Origin of the sequence: Paenibacillus dendritiformis (assembly GCF_945605565.1) — a bacterium.
In the GTDB taxonomy this organism is placed as follows: Bacteria; Bacillota; Bacilli; order Paenibacillales; family Paenibacillaceae; genus Paenibacillus_B; species Paenibacillus_B dendritiformis_A.
Map to the genome: position 1 here is coordinate 3,956,664 of NZ_OX216966.1, position 17,784 is coordinate 3,974,447.

General features: G+C 48.4%; 19 protein-coding genes and 1 pseudogene. 17 read left to right on the forward strand and 3 right to left on the reverse strand.

Features of this window, described 5'->3' with window-relative positions; all coding sequences use genetic code 11:
• Nucleotides 1-381 precede the first annotated feature (381 nt).
• The 5 genes from NNL35_RS17525 to NNL35_RS30410 all read left to right on the forward strand — a co-directional run bounded on the left by NNL35_RS17525 (nucleotide 382) and on the right by NNL35_RS30410 (nucleotide 3,210).
• Nucleotides 382-1,320: an ABC transporter ATP-binding protein gene (locus NNL35_RS17525; protein WP_006676140.1), complete on the forward strand. Its 939-nt coding sequence runs from the start codon at nucleotides 382-384 to the stop codon at nucleotides 1,318-1,320.
• Nucleotides 1,317-2,048, forward strand: coding sequence for an ABC transporter permease (locus tag NNL35_RS17530; protein WP_006676139.1), 732 nt, complete (start codon nucleotides 1,317-1,319; stop codon nucleotides 2,046-2,048). The genes NNL35_RS17525 and NNL35_RS17530 overlap by 4 nt, the downstream gene beginning before the upstream one ends.
• A 147-nt stretch (nucleotides 2,049-2,195) precedes the next feature.
• On the forward strand, nucleotides 2,196-2,354 hold the full coding sequence (locus NNL35_RS17535) for a hypothetical protein (protein WP_158000434.1): 159 nt from the start codon (nucleotides 2,196-2,198) through the stop codon (nucleotides 2,352-2,354).
• Nucleotides 2,351-3,085, forward strand: coding sequence for a thioesterase II family protein (locus tag NNL35_RS17540; RefSeq protein WP_006676138.1), 735 nt, complete (start codon nucleotides 2,351-2,353; stop codon nucleotides 3,083-3,085). Before NNL35_RS17535 ends, NNL35_RS17540 begins: the two co-directional genes overlap by 4 nt.
• Complete coding sequence (locus NNL35_RS30410; protein WP_276540138.1) at nucleotides 3,082-3,210, forward strand: hypothetical protein; 129 nt, start codon at nucleotides 3,082-3,084, stop codon at nucleotides 3,208-3,210. The genes NNL35_RS17540 and NNL35_RS30410 overlap by 4 nt, the downstream gene beginning before the upstream one ends.
• Before the next feature lie 58 nt (nucleotides 3,211-3,268).
• Here NNL35_RS30410 and NNL35_RS17545 read toward each other — a convergent pair whose 3' ends face one another.
• Nucleotides 3,269-3,586 carry a magnetosome magnetite crystal formation protein family gene (locus NNL35_RS17545; RefSeq protein ID WP_006676137.1) on the reverse strand — a complete coding sequence of 106 codons (318 nt, stop codon included), beginning with the start codon at nucleotides 3,584-3,586 and terminating at the stop codon, nucleotides 3,269-3,271.
• A 197-nt stretch (nucleotides 3,587-3,783) separates the two neighbouring features.
• Between NNL35_RS17545 and NNL35_RS17550 the strand changes: the two are divergent.
• Nucleotides 3,784-3,890, forward strand: a pseudogene (locus NNL35_RS17550) (short-chain dehydrogenase); the annotation flags it as partial.
• A 41-nt stretch (nucleotides 3,891-3,931) separates the two neighbouring features.
• On the opposite strand, the gene NNL35_RS17555 reads toward NNL35_RS17550, so the two are convergent.
• Nucleotides 3,932-5,134: an SGNH/GDSL hydrolase family protein gene (locus NNL35_RS17555; RefSeq protein WP_238535310.1), complete on the reverse strand. Its 1,203-nt coding sequence runs from the start codon at nucleotides 5,132-5,134 to the stop codon at nucleotides 3,932-3,934.
• Between the two features lie 119 nt (nucleotides 5,135-5,253).
• Here NNL35_RS17555 and NNL35_RS17560 point away from each other — a divergent pair, with 119 nt between their 5' ends.
• Together NNL35_RS17560 and NNL35_RS17565 are read left to right on the forward strand one after the other, a co-directional pair.
• Complete coding sequence (locus tag NNL35_RS17560) at nucleotides 5,254-7,638, forward strand: polyprenyl synthetase family protein (RefSeq protein WP_040730686.1); 2,385 nt, start codon at nucleotides 5,254-5,256, stop codon at nucleotides 7,636-7,638.
• A 325-nt stretch (nucleotides 7,639-7,963) separates the two neighbouring features.
• Nucleotides 7,964-9,415, forward strand: coding sequence for a 4-hydroxyphenylacetate 3-hydroxylase family protein (locus tag NNL35_RS17565; protein WP_006676134.1), 1,452 nt, complete (start codon nucleotides 7,964-7,966; stop codon nucleotides 9,413-9,415).
• A gap of 175 nt (nucleotides 9,416-9,590) precedes the next feature.
• Here the strand turns inward: NNL35_RS17565 and NNL35_RS17570 are convergent, their stop codons facing one another.
• Complete coding sequence (locus NNL35_RS17570; protein WP_006676133.1) at nucleotides 9,591-10,565, reverse strand: glycoside hydrolase family 19 protein; 975 nt, start codon at nucleotides 10,563-10,565, stop codon at nucleotides 9,591-9,593.
• A gap of 369 nt (nucleotides 10,566-10,934) precedes the next feature.
• Here NNL35_RS17570 and NNL35_RS17575 point away from each other — a divergent pair, with 369 nt between their 5' ends.
• The 9 genes from NNL35_RS17575 to NNL35_RS17615 all read left to right on the forward strand — a co-directional run bounded on the left by NNL35_RS17575 (nucleotide 10,935) and on the right by NNL35_RS17615 (nucleotide 17,696).
• On the forward strand, nucleotides 10,935-11,627 hold the full coding sequence (locus NNL35_RS17575) for an aspartate/glutamate racemase family protein (protein WP_006676132.1): 693 nt from the start codon (nucleotides 10,935-10,937) through the stop codon (nucleotides 11,625-11,627).
• Between the two features lie 155 nt (nucleotides 11,628-11,782).
• The gene (locus NNL35_RS17580) at nucleotides 11,783-13,339 is read left to right on the forward strand and encodes an ABC-F family ATP-binding cassette domain-containing protein (protein WP_006676130.1); all 1,557 of its coding nucleotides are present in this window, start codon (nucleotides 11,783-11,785) and stop codon (nucleotides 13,337-13,339) included.
• A gap of 54 nt (nucleotides 13,340-13,393) precedes the next feature.
• Complete coding sequence (locus NNL35_RS17585; RefSeq protein WP_006676128.1) at nucleotides 13,394-13,693, forward strand: GNAT family N-acetyltransferase; 300 nt, start codon at nucleotides 13,394-13,396, stop codon at nucleotides 13,691-13,693.
• Nucleotides 13,694-13,854: 161 nt separating this feature from the next.
• A complete protein-coding gene (locus tag NNL35_RS17590) occupies nucleotides 13,855-13,995 on the forward strand; it encodes a hypothetical protein (RefSeq protein WP_158000433.1) in 141 nt (46 codons plus the stop codon).
• A 301-nt stretch (nucleotides 13,996-14,296) separates the two neighbouring features.
• Nucleotides 14,297-14,854 (forward strand): GNAT family N-acetyltransferase, encoded by a 558-nt coding sequence (locus NNL35_RS17595; RefSeq protein ID WP_006676126.1) that lies wholly within the window; start codon nucleotides 14,297-14,299, stop codon nucleotides 14,852-14,854.
• Nucleotides 14,855-14,888: 34 nt separating this feature from the next.
• The gene (locus tag NNL35_RS17600) at nucleotides 14,889-15,227 is read left to right on the forward strand and encodes a hypothetical protein (protein WP_254553625.1); all 339 of its coding nucleotides are present in this window, start codon (nucleotides 14,889-14,891) and stop codon (nucleotides 15,225-15,227) included.
• Nucleotides 15,228-15,350: 123 nt separating this feature from the next.
• A complete protein-coding gene (locus NNL35_RS17605) occupies nucleotides 15,351-15,713 on the forward strand; it encodes a metallophosphoesterase family protein (RefSeq protein ID WP_006676124.1) in 363 nt (120 codons plus the stop codon).
• A gap of 367 nt (nucleotides 15,714-16,080) precedes the next feature.
• Complete coding sequence (locus NNL35_RS17610) at nucleotides 16,081-16,602, forward strand: TetR/AcrR family transcriptional regulator (protein ID WP_006676123.1); 522 nt, start codon at nucleotides 16,081-16,083, stop codon at nucleotides 16,600-16,602.
• 110 nt (nucleotides 16,603-16,712) lie between these two features.
• The gene (locus tag NNL35_RS17615; protein WP_006676122.1) at nucleotides 16,713-17,696 is read left to right on the forward strand and encodes an SDR family NAD(P)-dependent oxidoreductase; all 984 of its coding nucleotides are present in this window, start codon (nucleotides 16,713-16,715) and stop codon (nucleotides 17,694-17,696) included.
• The last annotated feature ends 88 nt before the right edge of the window (nucleotides 17,697-17,784 follow it).

Genomic DNA, 17,784 nt, shown 5'->3' on the forward strand with positions numbered 1-17,784 from the left:
ATCAAGTAGCAGCCGTTTTTATTTTTATTATTTTTCTTCTAGATCAATCCTCCCCATGCTCATCGTGAGATTGGAACAGACCACACTCCAAAGAGCGCAAACATCCATCAATGTGATATCTCAAGAACATGCATGAACCGGTGTGTCACAGCGACGTTCCAGGACCCAGCGGATACACCTGACAAAATAAGGTTCGATTAGGGTTCATTGCGGCACCATGTTATTGCAGTTGGCATTGCTTCGGGCCGAAGCACTTCCTTGCCAGCTCTTATGGCGAATTATATTAAGAATTTGGAATAAAGACCTGGATAAGAGGATACAAGTATTTTTTTGGTCAAAGCTTCATAGTCATTTTTCATAAACTAATCAATGGAGGTTGTTATGCTGCTTAATGTTCAGAACCTGACTAAAGTTTTTTCGGGGAAAAAAAGTACGAAAACCGTTGCCAATGATAACCTTAGCTTTAGTGTGCAGGAAGGAGAAATTTATGGGTTACTTGGACATAACGGAGCAGGGAAAACGACCTTGGTCAATCAGATTATCGGACTGATGAAGCCGACTAGCGGCGAAATTTCGTTACTGGGCAGGTCTGTCATTGAAGACCCTGCCTTTGCCCGTTCTATGTGCTCTGTGCAGCCGCAGTCTCAATTGCCTCTCGGTTACTTGACGCCGGTACAGGCCGTATCCATCATGGGGAAAATGAGATCGGGCGATAAGCAGGAAGTATTGAAGCGGATGAACATGCTTTTTGAAGCGCTTGATATCGGAGAATGGGTGAACAAAGAAGGCGTTCATCTGTCAGGGGGGGTTCGCCGGCTCGTCGCTTTTTGCATGGCGGTGGTTGTGCCCGGGAAGCTGGTGATACTTGATGAACCGACGAACGATGTGGATCCGATTCGGCGCCGCTATCTTTGGGATTTGATCCGCCAGTTAACCGTAGATGGAACATCCGTCATCTTGGTGACGCATAACGTGATTGAAGCCGAGAAAGCGGTGGACCGGGTAGCCATATTGAATAAAGGCAGGTTCCTGGCAGAAGGCACCCCTGCAGAAATCAAAAGCACAGTAAACAACCTGATTCGGGTTGAGGTCAGTCATGTGACGAGCATTCAGCAGCTGCAAACTCCCGCGTGGGCGCTATCCTCGAATTCTCAAGCTTCCCGCTCCGTTTTTTCGGTTAATCCCGATTCCGTGCCCGATGTAATCGAGTGGGCAAGAAATAAAGTAGACGAAGGTGAAATCATGGACTATTCTTTATCGCCGACAACGCTTGAAGATGTATACGTTGAGCTGACAAGCAAGGGGGAGATCGGTGCATGAAGATAGCGAACGATTTCAAGTATGTCTTTCAAATGCAGCTGTTTCGAAGTATCGGCCCGCTTATGTTTTTTACCGTGATTCAAATTTTCATGTCGCTAGGAATTATTGTCGGATTCAGGTATCTGTTCGATGATCTGGATAATCAAAGCTTGCTGTATCTTGCCACTGGAGCTCCTACATTCATTCTCGTCCTCACCGGTCTTGTTATCTTGCCAATGCAAATCGGGAACGCCAAAATAGAAGGCTATGTTGAATTTACCCGCACCTGGCCCGTTAACCGTGGCGTGATCATCGGAGCGGATACGTCTATCTGGCTCGGAGTAACGATACCGGGATTATGCATCGCAACCCTGTTCGCACATTTAATGTTTAATCCCGGATACGACATCTCATGGACAGTCATTCCGGCTCTGCTGTTGATTGCCTTAACATCCATCGGTGTAGGCTATGGATTTTCGTATTTGTTTCCACAGGATGTGACTTTTGCGGTTTCCCAATTTATTGCCTTCGGCGCCTTAATGTTTTCTCCTCTTAATTTTCCCATCGAGCGGCTGCCGGAATGGTTTCAGGCGGTACACCACATTTTGCCGTTCCACTCTATGGCCGAGGTCATGCGCGCGTCATTAGCGGCTTCCACCTTCGAGGCTTCGGTGTGGAACTATGTCACCTTATCCGTGTGGTGCATGGTTGGATATGGCGGCGCGATCTGGATTCTGAATCGGAAGTAACACGATGGTTGCTTCCCGATGGAGCGGGAAGCCGTGGCACGGTTGTTCTCTTCATCCCCCACTTAAACCAAACGCTGTAAGGTTTTTGAAGTGAGGGACTTCTCGATTCAACACGTTAAAATATACGGAAACAGAGGAGTGACGGGCATGGCGGGATTGGCCGATCTATTGGAGGTATTGAACAAGGAAGCGGGGTTCGCGAAGCTGCTGCAGGGAGCGCCGGAAGACAACAGTTTGATTTCGCTGGATGAGATTTTGGAGCAAATTAACCAACAAAAGCACGAATGGGAAGAGAGGTCGGTATGAGCATGATCGATCTGTTCTGCATTCCTTATGCCGGCGGCTCAGCGCATGCCATCTATGGCAAATGGGTTGAAAAGCTTGACCCTGGAATCAAACTGCATCCTTTGGAGTTGGCAGGGCATGGCCGAAGAATGGGAGAGCCCTTTCACGCCAATGTCACGGAAGCGGTCCAAGACTTGTTGGACAAGATGCGTCCTTGGATTGGAGAGCGTCCGTATGCCGTATACGGCCATAGCATGGGAACCGGCTTAGCCTATGAACTCGCCGTAGCTGCCCGAGCTTCCGGTCTGCCGCAGCCGGTGGCGCTATTTTTATCCGGCCGCATACCGCCCCATCTGAAATATAACGAAGAGCCCATGCACAAGCTGTCTGATGCGGACTTTTTGGAGAAAATCCGCAAGATAGGCGGAACGCCGGCACAATTCTTCGAATCTAAGGAGCTGCTGCAGCTCTTCCTGCCGATTCTGAGGAATGATTACCGGATGATCGAGCAATATCGGGTGAACGGAAAGCCGCAGCCGGTGGATGGGGATATTGTCTTTTTTCTAAGCGATGAGGATCAATATGTCAATTTGCCTGATATTTTGGAGTGGGAGCAATACAGCAGGCGGTCATTTGAATATCATCCATTTCAGGGCGGGCATTTCTTCATTCATGAAGCATGGGATCAAATCTGTATGCGGATTAACCGCAAGCTGCTGGGACAGGGCTGCGCGAACCATTCGAAAGGGTGATGTGCGAGCAAGGCTTCACGGTAGAAGGGATTGATATTTCATACCGCTATCCGGCTCCAAGGACGGAAGAGCAGCTGCGCGATGGCTTTCCTGATCTCAGCACTTTGACCAAAATTAACATGTAGCTTCAGAAGAGGAGAGGGAGATGCCTGCTGGCACCTCCCTCTGATGTGATTATCATGGTTATGATTTAATCACTTGAATCCCTTTGACAATATTCCAAATAAAGAAGTATACGCTAATGATACCGCAAAGCGCGACGGTGATTACCGAGCCAATCCCCAAGGTTACCTCTACCTCCCGTACGCTAAGGCTAATAACTCCTAACGCGGCAAATCCTATAATGGCTGTAATCGTAGGAAGAATATGCGTCCACAGCGCTCGTTTGGCATGGCTCTTGCTCTCAGAGTCTCCGACAATCCAGACGAGAATCGGGAATAAAATCGGAGCAAAGAGAACACTCCAGTAAGAAAGAGCAGATACTAATTTGTTTCCGTTCATATCTATCACCTCAAGCAAGTTTGTCGTTGTTGTTCTATGGCTTAAATATACAGCAGAAGGTACCTGCATACTAATCGATCCAGCTTTCAAGAGGCTTATGAAATTGTAAGATTGATCGCGCTAGTAACCGGGGCAAACCGGGGAATCGGCCGTTGTATTGCGTGGCGTCTAGGATGGCTCGCTGGTCGCCGTGCATTGAGATGAATGCCGGAACGTGCAATATCCGGATGGACAGAAATATGCGGCAGGTCTTTCCGCTTTCAACAGGTGGGGGGAGCCGGAAGATGTGGCGGATGTTGCTTCCTCTTGCTTCATCGTAGTAGGAGGCTTTTTTATGAAGCCGGATCAGGCAAGCTCGTGCTGCAGCAGCTGCTTGAAGACCGGAGTCAGCTTGTCGGCCATGCGCATAAAGCCAAGATCGGTTGGATGGACGCCGTCTACCGTGCATTCAAATCGGGTCTCATCGGTGCCAAGCAGTGTACTGCCGTCGTAAAAATGGAGATGCGAATCGCCTTGCTGACGAAGCTTCTCGACAGTTTCACGTTGGATCCGGCCCATTTCCAGCCGCAATGTCCGCATGTCCGGCACGAAAGACTCGCTGGCGAACTCCATTTTCGAAATAACGAGGATGGGAACAACGGGATAAGCTGCCCGGTAAATACGAATAAACTCCGGCAATGTCTGCTTGAGCAGGTCCGGATTGATAGCATTGGCTTCGTAATCTAGCACCAACATCGCCGGGTTGTCAATCTCGGTTATGATATGCGCCATCTCCGGCTCTCCGCAGCCACTGCCGGAAAATCCGAGATTCATAATTTCCAGAGGAATGCGGCGGCTCAATATATTCGTGTAGGCCATTCCAGGCCGGGACGCACAGGCGCCTTGCGTGATCGATGTGCCATAGATGATTACTTTTCTGTCATTGCGGTAGGGCAGCGGCGCTTCGATTGCCGCCTCAGAATCTACTCCAATCGCCAGCGCCTTCACTCCTTGGTAGAGCGGAAAGTTCAGTGTCACATGGCGCATCTCGGCAGCGGGAAAATCGTACAGCATCGCTTCGAAATAGTCCTGGGTATGATCATATTGGCTTGTTCTGTAAAAAACTTGTTCCCCGGGCTTCCCTAAATAAAGATCAAACCCGCATTGCCCGGTGGCAGGCATATGGTATAAATCGGCCTTATTGGCCAATTGTACGCGGATGGCCAACTGACCAGAGCGGGTCTGGAAGGCAAGCTGCCCGCCTGCTGTATGGTTAGCGAGCACATCGACAACGGGAGGGATCGGATGCCGTGAATGAAGAGGAAGTCTCCGGAACAACCGCTCCTGCTCGAACCAGGAGAAGCCGCTTAACCGAAACGGTTTTTCTTCAGGGGATAACCACTTCAACCCCCACAGCCCATTTTGTTCCACACGCATATCAGGATCAAGATCGGATCCTTTCTTATCATTCCCATCCATAGGTTGGTCAGCCATGATGAAGATAAGCCTCCTTGAACAGTAGTGTGGTTTCTCTTCGATATTACCATAATATTTCTGGAGTGCATTCATTCACTTGTCTCGTCATAATTTCGTAACCGCAAAGATGATTTCACGTATAAAGTCTTAACCCCGATCCGACGATTGGCCGGGGCACGAATGAATTCATACGAGAAGCTGAGGGACATCCTATGAATTACGAACGTACAGATCAAGCCGATAGAGGGTACCGGATGGCTGAGCAGAAGGCAGCACACTATTTTGCATCCCTTTCTGCGCAGGTCAGGGACAAAACTTATGTGCCTGCACTGACAGAAGATTTTGAGCTATGGAAAAAGGACCATATTCATACTTCATCATGGCTATCCTTGTTGTCGCGCAGCAAGAGAAAACCTGATTCTTCGGATTATTATAAATATATACAATGGCTGAATTCTACCGGAAAATTGGATGCTTACTTGGATCGAAGCGTTTCCTATATTTACATGAGGGATCTGGGCAAAGCTCTGGATTCAACTGACACACAGACCCGAATTCAGCGTGTCGTGGGGGACGTCAAAAATTACTTCCTTCAGTCTACCGCGACAAAGGGGGGAGAACTGACCGAATATATGAGTGTCGCCGGAGCATATCGATGGGCGCAGAAGGAGGGGGTAGAAGACGCCACGATATGGGTGATCAACAAACTGAGGAGCGTATCCGCTCATATTCCGGAAGGAATGAATGCGGAGCAAGCCCAGCGCAAGCTGATCAAAATCATTGTCGGGGTTGTTCTCCATGTCATTGAAGAGATGGATGACGACCTATTGCCTGCGGAACGCGCCTGTAGACTGGATGAAGCCATCAGGCTAGGCTATTCCTATGGGCTGACCTATCCTTTTATTGACGACTTGCTCGATTCTCAAGTGTTGAACACGCAAGAGAAAGAACAATATTCCCGGATGATACGTTCCGCGATCATCACGGGAGCGGTGCCGGAATGGGGAGAGTGGGGCGGTAATAACAAGGAATTGCTCCATTTCATCCACTCGGAGCTCCGGGATGCCTTTAAGTATATTAAAAGATATCAGCGGCCGGAGACAGAGAAAACATTTTTCGAGCAGTCCTATGTGTTTTTTCATTCCCAGGATATGGACCGTGCCAAGGAGCTCTCGAATCCGAATTACAGCAATGAAGAGCTGTATGTGCCCATCATTCTGAAATCCTCTTCTTCCCGATTGATCGTCCGCTCGGTCATTCGCGCGCCCGTGGATGAAGGCTTTAATCATCGCACCTTCTGTTATGGCATCTACAACCAGTTGGCCGATGATTTTGCGGACATGTTCGACGATATGAGAGACGGTGCCGTAACACCCTATACCTATTATTTAACATACCACGGTCAGCGCAAGGATTTGATCAATCCCTTTGAATTATACTGGGCGGTCATCGCCCATTTGATCCATAACGTGTATCGCTCCGATGCCAAGACCCGTGAGGTAATCCTGGATCGTGCCATCAACGGTCTAAAACGTTGTAAACAGCGCGTCGGAATTGAAAAATATAACGAAATTATGGCTATCTTCGCCTCCGGAATTCCGGAATTCAATCGTCTCATCCAACATCTGGTTCGCAAAGCGGATGATGTCGATTTCCTCGATAAACTGCTTCGGGACCATATGGTGACCGTTCTGAAAAATGAACGAAAAGAAAAGGAACAGTTTTTCGATACAATCAAAACGGTTCGCGACCAGATTAACGAGCTGTTGCCGATTCCGAAGCATCACGGAATTCCGGCGATGAAGGAAACGCTTATTGATGCCGCCAATTACAGTCTCGAAGGGGACGGCAAGCGCTTGAGACCGATGCTGGCCTGGGTCATGGGCATACAGGAATATGGCTTGAATGCTTCAGCGATTGTGCCGCTGCTGCGCTCATTGGAGTATATGCATACCGCCTCCTTGATCTTCGATGATCTGCCGTCTCAGGATAATGCGTCTACGCGTAGAGGACGGCCGACCCTGCATCAGGCACATAACAGCGCCACTGCCGAATTAACCGGCCTGTTCCTGATTCAGAAGGCGATTGAAGAACAAGCATCCCTTAATGGGTTCGATGCGAGCACCGTGCTTGCCTTGATGCGATATTCGTCCCAAAAGGCAGCAGATATTTGCATGGGTCAGGCGATGGATTTGCAGTCCAAAGGCAAAGCATTGACACTGGAGCAAATGAACATGATATGTTTTTACAAAACCGGAATTGCATTTGAGGCTTGTCTCGTCATGCCTGCCATTCTCGCCCAGGTGACCGAAACGGAAATGGCGGCTTTGCAAACATTCGCCTATCATGCGGGCATTGCCTTTCAGATTAAGGATGATTTGCTTGATTATGAAGGAGATCAGCATGTGCTCGGCAAACCCGTCGGCAAGGATGCGGAAAACAACACTTCGACTTTTGTAACCATCCTCGGTGATGAAGGCGCCAGAAGAGAGATGTGGGAACACTACTGTCTCGCCAGCGAAGCGTTGAGAGCAGTGCCCCGCAATACTTCTTTTCTGAAGCATTTATTGAATTATTTGGTGAACCGGGACCGTTAATAGCAGTAAGCAGCTCTTTTGCAAAAGCAAGAGCTGCTTTTTCTCGTTTCAATCAGGCGCTTGCGGGCTCTCGAGATGCATTCTCCGGCATTCCTTGAATGTATGTAAGCACAAAGAGCCCCCTCGTCAAAAAGAGAGAGCCTGCAACGCTGCATCGCGTTCGTCCTTTCACTATGCGATGTTTATCATTATTTCACCACGCAGGAGAAAGGGTTATGAAAAGGGTAAAGCTAAAGCCAGATTCTTGGCGCGCAGAGGGATATTCGTTCATTCCAAGCTGTCCTGGAACGAATAATGTATCTAAAGAGACGAGGAGGCGATCTGAATGCCGGTCAAAAACGGGAGCGAGTATATCGAGCGGATAAACAATAATTCCCCGGACGTCTGGATCGCGGGAGAGCAGGTGCAGGGAGCTATTTCGGAACATAAAGCTTTCAAAGGACTTATGGCTACACAAGCTTCCATGTACGATATGCAGCATGCCAAAAAATCGCAAGCAACCATGGTATATTCTTCGCCCTTGACAGGCGATCCGGTCGGATTGTCCTTCAAGCAACCGAAAACAAAGAAGGATCTTGCGCTGCGCAGACAGATGATGCAGGCCTGGGCAAGCATTCATCACGGCTTCCTGGGACGTTCTCCTGATTATATGAACACCGCCATTATGGCTTTCTCCGCTGCGGCTGGGGTACTTGAGGAGCAATATCCAGAGTATGCAGCCAACTTGAAACGGTATTACGAAGATTGCCGGGAAAACGATATTACGCTTTCTCACGTGTTCATTCAGCCGAAGGCGGGACGAGTGTCCACTTTTCTTCGGACATTCGAAGAACCGGAGGCGGCTCGAATCATCGACAAAAATAAAGACGGTCTCGTGATTCGCGGAGCCTTTCTGTTAGATACACAAGGAGCAACTTCGGATGAGATTTTGGTATATCCCACTCCTTTCTCTTTATCAGGGGCGGAGGAAAGTCCCTATTCCTTCGCCTTTGCTGTTCCGAGCAGCCTGGAAGGCGTCAGCTTTATCTGCCGGGAAAGCTTTGTAGGCGGAGAATCCACTTACAATTATCCGTTAAGCTCCCGGTTTGAAGAAATGGATACGCTCGTCATTTTCGATGATGCTACCGTTCCATGGGACCGTGTCTTTGTATGCGGGGATGAGAAAATGGCGTACCGTTTATTGGATGAAAGTCATTTTCATACCTATGCCGGCACGCAGATCCTATGCAAAAACATTGCCAAAACGGAGTTTCTGTTAGGAACCATTGAAATGCTGGTTAAGGCCGCCGGATTGGAGAGTCATGGCCATATCATCGATAAGGTGACAGAGGTGATCGTAGCCGTTGAGACGCTCAAGGCATTTCAGCTTGCCGCCGAGAAAGGGGCTTCTCCCGATCGATGGGGCAATATGCTTCCCGCCCGGAAACCGCTGCTTGCTGCGAATGTATATTTTCAACAGGTCTATCCGCGAATGATTGAAATCATTCAACTGATTGGCGCCAGCAATCTGATTATGATTCCGGATGAAAAGGATTTTGATGCGGTTATGAGCGATCAATTGAACCGATACATGAAGGGCATCGATCTGGATGCCAAAAAAAGTGTTCAGTTAGCCAGATTGGCATGGGAGCTAAGCGTCAGTACATTTGGCGGCAGGCAGACCGTCTACGAGCGTTTCTTCTTTGGAAATGCTTCTGTGGTGAACAATCGGCTGTACACGGATTACCAAGGGGTCAGGGATAAATATAGAGACAGAGTCAAAGACTTTTTGTCATAGCTTTCCATCCCAATTCTTTACCTAAAGGTCCGTACGAAGGTCCAACAATTTTACTCTAACCATGAAAAAGAACAGGCAGTCGATAGATCGCTACGTAGAAGCGCCTATCCGTACCTGTTCCTGCTATAAATCGCTCCTTATACAACATTCTTACTTCTTTATATCGTTGTCAAACCTAGCAGCCAAGATTGCTGCCCGTAGGGACGCCAAGCAAATTGGCGAAAATCGTGTAAAAGTTAATTCGATTCGTCACGGCAGCAGGGTTAGCCCCATTACATTCCTTCACGCCGTTGATGGACCGAATCGTCTCGCCGAAGCCTGAACCATTGACCATTGCGTTATGCGGGGTCATCGTCCCTGCTCCGTTCTGCGTGTTCCAGAACCACAAAGCTGTTTTCCAGGCTACGGAAGAATCCTGTGCGACCAAGTCCGGATTGGTTAGAAGGGGGAGTCCTAAAGCAGCGCCGGCAGCGCCATAATTAAAGTTCCAGCTTAATTGGAGCGGTCCTCGCCCGTAGTACTGCTTGCCTGGAGCGCATGGGTACAGCACACTCGAATTATCGCAATAAAACGGATAGTTGGCTGTATCTAACTCAACGATGTATCGTAAATGTCCCGATTCTTGGGCAACGTTTCCTAGAAAAGCGGCGGCTTCTTGTTTTTTGATCGTGTCGGTTCCCGTATTGGCGAATGCGGGGTAGGCGGAGAGGGCGGATACGAAACCGGAGTAGGTATAAAATGGATTGCGGTCAGGGAACATTTGGTTGAACTGCGCTTCGGTAACGACGAATCCGCCGCCGGTACCGCCGCCCGTTGGGGTGCATGTTTTGCTGGCGCTTTGTGGTGAAGTCGTCACCGGACTGGTAGTGTCATTCTGGGCGGCAACGGTATACGTATACGTTGTTCCGTTGGTCAATCCCGTATCAGACGAGGACAAAGCATTTGTCCATCGATACCAGCTGCCGTTGCGATAGATATCATAACCGGTTGCACCGGGAATGGCGTTCCAGCTTAAGGTGCAGGTTGCATTGGACGCACTGATATTTAGGGTAGGGGTGGATAAAGCTCCGAATGCGGTAAACGGAAAGATAAGAACGGTTCCTAGCATAATGACAAGCATGACGATTGGTTTGAGAATACTTCTTTTCATAGCAGACCTCCTTAATATGCGAAGCGCATGTCACCAACACTTCAGTGAATTGGAAATCGTCTATTGCGAATACAAACCTCACACATTCATACTCCATCACTCCTAACTTGATTAACCCGAGCTTCAATCGAAAAAATGAAAAAGGCCCCAATTTCTTAGAGTAATCGTGTTTCTTTGGAACAAAATTACCTAAGAAAAGGGGCATCTTCGAGGTAAATATTAGCATATTCATCAAAAAAATCAAGAATGATTTTCGGACATCGAGATGTTTTGTGTGCTGAATGAATTTGGCGGTTATCGGGGCTTTCTTCCTTTTACGTGATGATGGTATGATATTCCTATATCTTATTGGAAGGAAGCGGGATTCTATTGAAAACGATTGGACTTATAGGCGGAATGAGTTGGGAATCAACAGCTGAGTACTATAAAATTGTTAACGAAGAAGTTAAACATAGATTGGGAGGATTGCACTCCGCAAAATGTCTATTATACAGCGTTGATTTTGAAGAAATTGAACGTTATCAGGCAGAAGATAGGTGGGCAGAGGCTGGTTCACTATTAGGCGACGCTGCCCACTCATTAGAAAGAGCAGGAGCAGACTTTATCGTTATTTGTACAAATACAATGCATAAAGTAATGGAATATATTGAAGAAAAAATAGACATACCTACTTTACATATCGCTGATGCAACGGCAAATCAAATTAATAAATCAAATATCGGAACGATTGGGCTGTTAGGTACGAAATATACAATGGAACAAAATTTTTATAAATCACGATTGGAGTCAAACGGGATCAAGGTTTTAACACCCAATCCTTTAGAACGAGAAATGGTTAATAAGGTCATATATGAAGAGTTATGTGTAGGCAACATTCAGCAATCATCAAGAGAATATTATAGACAAGTCATCAAAAACTTGGTTGATGCTGGGGCAGAAGGAATCGTTCTCGGTTGTACGGAAATTGGTTTATTGGTAAAACCAGAAGATTCAGAAGTGCCATTATTTGATACGACTGTGATACACGCTGTTGAATCCGTTAATCTGGCATTAGAATCATAATTCGGACAAATAGCTGTCCTGCACCGTTGCAGGACAGCTTTTCCTATGCTTGGTTCCGATGCATAAAACGGGCTCGGTCTATTTTACGCTTACTTTTAGGCTCGATAACGTTTATAATAAATCAAGCACAAAGTATATAAGAAAAGGTGTCATGGATGAGCATATTAAACGTAGAACGACTAAGCCACGGCTTTGGAGACCGTGCAATTTTCAAGGATGTATCCTTCCGCCTGCTCAAAGGCGAGCACATTGGCCTTATCGGCGCCAACGGAGAAGGCAAGTCCACATTTATGAATATCATCACCGGCAAGCTTCAACCAGATGAAGGCAAGGTTGAATGGTCCAAGCGCGTACGTGTCGGCTACCTTGATCAGCATGCCGTACTTAGCAAGGGCTCAACGATTCGTGATGTGTTAAGGGGAGCCTTCCAATATTTATTTGACCTGGAACAAGAAATGAACGACATGTACGGCAAGATGGGGGACGTAACGCCAGAAGAGCTGGAGAAGCTCCTCGAGGAAGTCGGTACGATTCAAGATACGTTAACCAATCAAGATTTCTATATGATTGATGCCAAGGTCGAAGAGACGGCACGCGGCCTCGGGCTGAATGATATCGGTCTCGATAAGGACGTCAACGATCTGAGCGGCGGTCAACGCACGAAGGTGCTGCTGGCGAAGCTCTTGCTCGAGAAGCCGGACATCCTGTTATTGGACGAGCCGACAAACTATCTGGATGAACAGCATATCGAATGGTTGAAGCGATATCTGCAAGCCTATGAGAATGCATTTATTCTCATCTCGCATGATATTCCGTTCTTGAATAGCGTCATTAACCTGATCTACCATATGGAAAACCAGGAGCTAACGCGCTATGTCGGCGACTATGATAAGTTCCAGCAAGTCTATGAAATGAAGAAGCAGCAGCTGGAAGCTGCTTATAAGCGTCAGCAGCAGGAGATTGCCGACCTGAAGGACTTCGTGGCACGCAACAAGGCCAGTGTCGCTACGCGCAACATGGCGATGTCGAGACAGAAGAAGCTGGATAAGATGGAGATTATCGAGCTGGCGAAGGAAAAGCCGAAGCCGCAGTTCAACTTCAAAGATTCCCGTGCTTCCAGCAAGCTGGTGTTCGAGACAACAGATCTGGTCATCGGTTATGATGAGCCGTTGTCCCGTCCGTTGAACCTCCGAATGGAACGCGGTCAGAAGATCGCATTGGTTGGTGCGAACGGTATCGGTAAAACGACGCTGCTGCGCAGTATTCTCGGCGAGATTCCAGCGATATCCGGCTCTGTGGAACGGGGAGATAATCTCGATATCGGCTATTTCGAACAGGAAGTCAAAGATGCGAACTATAATACGTGCATCGAAGAGATCTGGAACGAGTTCCCTTCCTTCACCCAATTCGAGGTGCGTGCGGCACTGGCGAAGTGCGGGCTGACGACGAAGCATATCGAGAGCAAGATCGCCGTGCTCAGCGGCGGCGAGAAGGCGAAGGTTCGCCTCTGCAAGCTCGTCAATATCGAGACCAACCTGCTCGTGCTCGATGAGCCGACGAACCATCTGGATGTCGATGCGAAGGAAGAATTGAAGCGTGCACTCAAGGCATACAAGGGCAGCATCCTGCTCATTTCCCACGAACCTGAATTTTATCGTGATGTCGTGACGGAGACATGGAATTGTGAATCCTGGACGACGAAAGTATTTTAACATTGGAGCGTAAAGCCGACTCTATCGCAAATGATGCGATAGAGTCTTTTTTTCATGCTCTACCTCGTTCATAACGAAATCATCGCTATTCTAACCGCATGGGAATTTCCTTTGTTCCGGTTCGTGGAACATATTGCCGCAGATCCAGCGATAAGAGGAACCGGCGTAGGAAGAAAATTAATGACCTCGTATATCGAAGAATCCGTACAGCCCATTCTATTGGAGGTGGAACTCTCAATCACGGAGTTGGCCCAACGGAGAGTAAGCTTTTACGAGCGATTGGGGTTTCATATCATTTCGAACATGTGCAGCCTCCGCTTCAGGACGGGCAGCCTGGTTTACCGCTCAAGATGATGAGTTATCCTCAATCTCTCACGGAAGCGGAGTTTATCCTTTTTACAGGAGTCCTGTATACAAAGGTGTATAAGGTTAGTGGAGCACAGCAGCACATCAACTCGTTTTGGAAGTCAAAAAATATGAATAATTAAAATCCTTTTTGGTGGGAGAGAGAAAACGTGGTTACATACACGATGCTGAACAGGAAGGAACTGCCGCTACCAAGCATGGCAAGCGATTCGGCAGCACGCTGCAAGACAATCTTCCAGAAGAAAATCGTCGTTCGTTTTTTATATGTTCATTTATTACTGGCCTTCTGACTCGCCACTTGTCCAAAGAAAATAAAGTATTAGACTGCCGCCGCTAAGCTAACGGGCAGGATAACTCCAATATGTGCTAATATATAAATGTTTAGAGGGTAGATTCAATCTGTCTTGAATACCAGCCTCATTAAGCTATCGAGATCGTTAGTTGAACTTTGCTCAGCTGCGATTTACGAAAAGCGATCCCCTTGTAGAGGAGGGAGAGCTCGCTTTTTATGCAACGAATTGCTTAGCGTACGTTTTCCGCGTTTTGTCGGCGGTACCCAAACAGAATTAAATAAAGAAGGGAGATTACACCATGTCGGATGAGATCACAGTGCACCCCGTCGCCTGGCCACCTGCCCCGATCATGACCGAGCGGCTCGTGCTCCGCCAGTCCGAGGCCCGGGACCGTGCGGCGCTGATCGACCTGTTCGCCTCACCAGAGGTGGGCACCTACGTCGGCGGCTCCCGACCGCGTGACGAGCTCGAGCGCGCGCTGCCCGAGGTGCCCGGGCAGCGCTTCGGCTTCTTCGTGGTCGAGCTCAACGGAACAACGATCGGCATGATCACGCTCGATCGGCGCGACCCGGAGCGTAAGGGTCACATCCGTCCAGAGGGCGGGGAGCCCGGGCTCGGCTACATGTTCCTGCCGCAGGCGTGGGGACGCGGGTACGCCACCGAGGCGTGCGCAGCGGTGCTCGACTGGTTCTCCGACGCGCATCCCGGCGAGCCGGTGGTGCTCTCCACCCAGACCGCCAACGAGGCCTCGATGCGCGTCGCGGCGAAGCTGGGGTTCACCGAGGTGGAGCGGTTCGAGGACTACGGCGCCGAACAGTGGCTCGGCGTATGGTACCCGGACACGCCGTCCGAATGAGCTCATGCCCGACAAGGCTCGGGTACCTATTATTATGCAACATGCGGACAGCTTCCCGGATGAACGCACGATGGAACACTGGCTTCATGTTCTGCACGACCTGTTGGAATTGAAGCTGGTTAATGATCCGCACCCAGTACGGTATGCACCAATTAATCAAGAGTCGATAATCGACCTTTACCGGGAGCTGTTCCAATGGGGTAGCGAGCATGAGGATGACTCGCTGACAGGCTTAATCAGCAATATCCTGGGATTCGATCATCCGCTGATGGAGAAGTATACACAACTAAGAACGAGAATGGAAATGGGCATCCGGCAAAAATTAGAATTGGAGGCTATGGCAAGCGGTGGGGACAGCCATTATGTCAGATAACGATGCACAATACTTTTTTTATTTTTCGCCGCTAAGGCACTAGGAAAAACTTTTCTGAACAGGGGAATTCAACGTGCAAACATTATTAACTTGTCGAACAGACCCTTTAAAAATATGAACCACATGAATGAAATGTTAATCCAAAACTGGAACAGTTATGTTACAGATTACGATGACATATATATTTTGGGAGATTTTTTATTTGGCGGCACAGGTGAAGATGCCAATAAAGTATTGCGAAGGTTAAAAGGAAAAAAATATTTAATCCGCGGTAATCATGATAAATTTTTACATGATCCTGAATTTGATTCGACAGCATTTGAATGGGTCAAAGACTACTATGTGCTGCATTATAATAAGCTGAAGTTTATTTTATTTCATTATCCAATATTGGAGTGGGAAGGGTATTTTAAAGATACAATTCATTTATACGGCCATGTTCATAATCCAAACAAAAGTAATATTCAAAGAGAATGGCTGTTTTAGGAAATAATGCGGTCAACGTAGGTGTGGATGTGAATGATTATTTTCCAGTAAGCATGAATAAGATTCTAGCCAAAGTCGGGAAGTAGGGGCATATGTTCATACAAAGCAGATGTCCAACGTTTCGGAGTTCTTTTATTACCTTGGATATTTTACGCATGGAAGGATAACCTTGGTTTTCGCCTTTGATTTCTCCATGCAACCCCATATATCCAGTTATCAAAGAACAACATAGGTTGATTTTACCAGAACGCGCTGTAAGGTTTTTGAAGTGAGGGACTTTTTGCTGCATTGTTTCCATGTTATTATTCGTATATACTGGGTATATTAATTGATTAATCACTAATATGAAAAGGAGAAGTTACATCAGATGGCAAAAATCGAGACGACCACGGTTAACCGCAGATCGGACATCATTTCGGCTGCGATCGATGTATTTGCGGAGATCGGATACTTTCGGGCAACAACAGCACAGGTTGCGGAACGGGCCAAAATATCTCAGCCGTATATTTTTCGTTTTTTCTCAACGAAGGAAGCTTTGTTGCTTACGGCGTTGGAGGTGTCCTGGGCACGGGTGATCGATTCCTTCCGCAAGGTCGTGGAGTCCGCGTCGCCGGAACAGCTGGAGACCGGCCTGATTCAGGCCTACGAAGATATTCTGGACTCGTATCAAAGTGAAGTTCTGCTTCAGATGCAGGCTCAGACGATCCGGGAAGACTCGATCCGGGAAGCAATGCGCAATGGATTCGGGGAAGTCCGCCGAATGGTTCTGGACGCTTTCAGGGCAGCCGGCATTCCGAATGCCGAGGAACGGACGATGCTGTTCCTGGCCCGTGGCATGCTGTGCAACGTTTCGGTAGCACTGGCGATGCCCGAATTGAAGGAAATATGAGAAGGGTACAATCTTATAACATGATGTGATTGACTAATCAATTACAACATGTTATGTTGGTTTCAGGTTAGTGATTAATCAATTACAAATAAATTATAGAGGTGATTCCTTTGGAAAAAGCAATTGTAGTTGGAGCAACGGGAGGCACGGGAGCTTCGGTTACAGAGGAGCTGGTTAAGCGAGGAATTCGGACGGTGGCCTTCGGGCGTTCTCGCGAGAAGCTGGAGCAGCTAAGGGCTAGACTAGGCAATCCGGAACATTTGACGGTTGCCGTAGGCGATGCCTTCCATCCGGACAGCATCGTCATCGCTTCGGAAGACGCGGACGTCCTGTTCCATTGCGCGAACGTACCGTATCATGAGATGGTAAGCAAGTTGATTCCTCTCGGGGAATCGGTGATGGAGGCCGCGGAACAGATGAGCTTGAAAGTAGTGGTGATCGACGGCATTTATCCTTATGGAAGAAGACAGATGGCGCGAGCGACCGAGGAGCATCCGAAGCAGCCGCATACGAGGAAGGGCAAGATCAGGCTGGCTTACGAGAACATGCTGTTCAGCGACCGGTGGAGCCGGGCCAGGGTCATGATCGTTCGCTTGCCGGATTATTACGGGCCTGCAGCGAACGAGGCTTCTTATCTGGGCTCTACACTCGAAGCGATTGCGACTGGCAAGATGGCATTTTTCATCGGTAATATGCGTGTCCCCCGGGAGTTCGTCTATTTACCGGACGCGGCGTTCATGATCGCGGAGCTTGCCGATAGGGACGAAGCCTATGGGCAGAATTGGCATATTCCGGGCGCAGGATTGATTTCGGGCAGGGAAATCGTGAGAATCGCCCGGCAGGCAGGCGGAAGCGACAAACCGGTCATTCCGCTCGGAAGAGTCGGGCTGTCCTTGCTCGGCATGGTCGTCCCGGTAATGAAGGAGGTAGTGGAGATGCTCTATTTGACCGAAGAACCGCTTGTCTTGAGCGGGGACAAATACGAGCGGTTGATCGGACCGGTACGAGCGACGGCTTTCGAAGAGGCAATCACGGTTACGGTTCGCGAATTGCAGAGAAGAAACGGGTCTTTTTTTGTGGCTAATAGTAATTGATTAATCACTAACTAATGGAGGGATGAAGAAGACACGAAAAATAATGTCTTGCCTGCAAGCAAGCGGCTCTCCTAAGATTAGGGGAGCC

Bases quoted from the DNA above. Each gene is read 5' to 3' on its own strand.
- NNL35_RS17525 (WP_006676140.1), top strand. From the start codon at position 382: ATGCTGCTTAATGTTCAGAACCTGACTAAAGTTTTTTCGGGGAAAAAA.
- NNL35_RS17530 (WP_006676139.1), top strand. From the start codon at position 1,317: ATGAAGATAGCGAACGATTTCAAGTATGTCTTTCAAATGCAGCTGTTT.
- NNL35_RS17535 (WP_158000434.1), top strand. From the start codon at position 2,196: ATGGCGGGATTGGCCGATCTATTGGAGGTATTGAACAAGGAAGCGGGG.
- NNL35_RS17540 (WP_006676138.1), top strand. From the start codon at position 2,351: ATGAGCATGATCGATCTGTTCTGCATTCCTTATGCCGGCGGCTCAGCG.
- NNL35_RS17545 (WP_006676137.1), bottom strand. From the start codon at position 3,586: ATGAACGGAAACAAATTAGTATCTGCTCTTTCTTACTGGAGTGTTCTC.
- NNL35_RS17555 (WP_238535310.1), bottom strand. From the start codon at position 5,134: ATGAATGCACTCCAGAAATATTATGGTAATATCGAAGAGAAACCACAC.
- NNL35_RS17560 (WP_040730686.1), top strand. From the start codon at position 5,254: ATGAATTACGAACGTACAGATCAAGCCGATAGAGGGTACCGGATGGCT.
- NNL35_RS17565 (WP_006676134.1), top strand. From the start codon at position 7,964: ATGCCGGTCAAAAACGGGAGCGAGTATATCGAGCGGATAAACAATAAT.
- NNL35_RS17570 (WP_006676133.1), bottom strand. From the start codon at position 10,565: ATGAAAAGAAGTATTCTCAAACCAATCGTCATGCTTGTCATTATGCTA.
- NNL35_RS17580 (WP_006676130.1), top strand. From the start codon at position 11,783: ATGAGCATATTAAACGTAGAACGACTAAGCCACGGCTTTGGAGACCGT.
- NNL35_RS17585 (WP_006676128.1), top strand. From the start codon at position 13,394: ATGCTCTACCTCGTTCATAACGAAATCATCGCTATTCTAACCGCATGG.
- NNL35_RS17595 (WP_006676126.1), top strand. From the start codon at position 14,297: ATGTCGGATGAGATCACAGTGCACCCCGTCGCCTGGCCACCTGCCCCG.
- NNL35_RS17600 (WP_254553625.1), top strand. From the start codon at position 14,889: ATGCAACATGCGGACAGCTTCCCGGATGAACGCACGATGGAACACTGG.
- NNL35_RS17605 (WP_006676124.1), top strand. From the start codon at position 15,351: ATGAATGAAATGTTAATCCAAAACTGGAACAGTTATGTTACAGATTAC.
- NNL35_RS17610 (WP_006676123.1), top strand. From the start codon at position 16,081: ATGGCAAAAATCGAGACGACCACGGTTAACCGCAGATCGGACATCATT.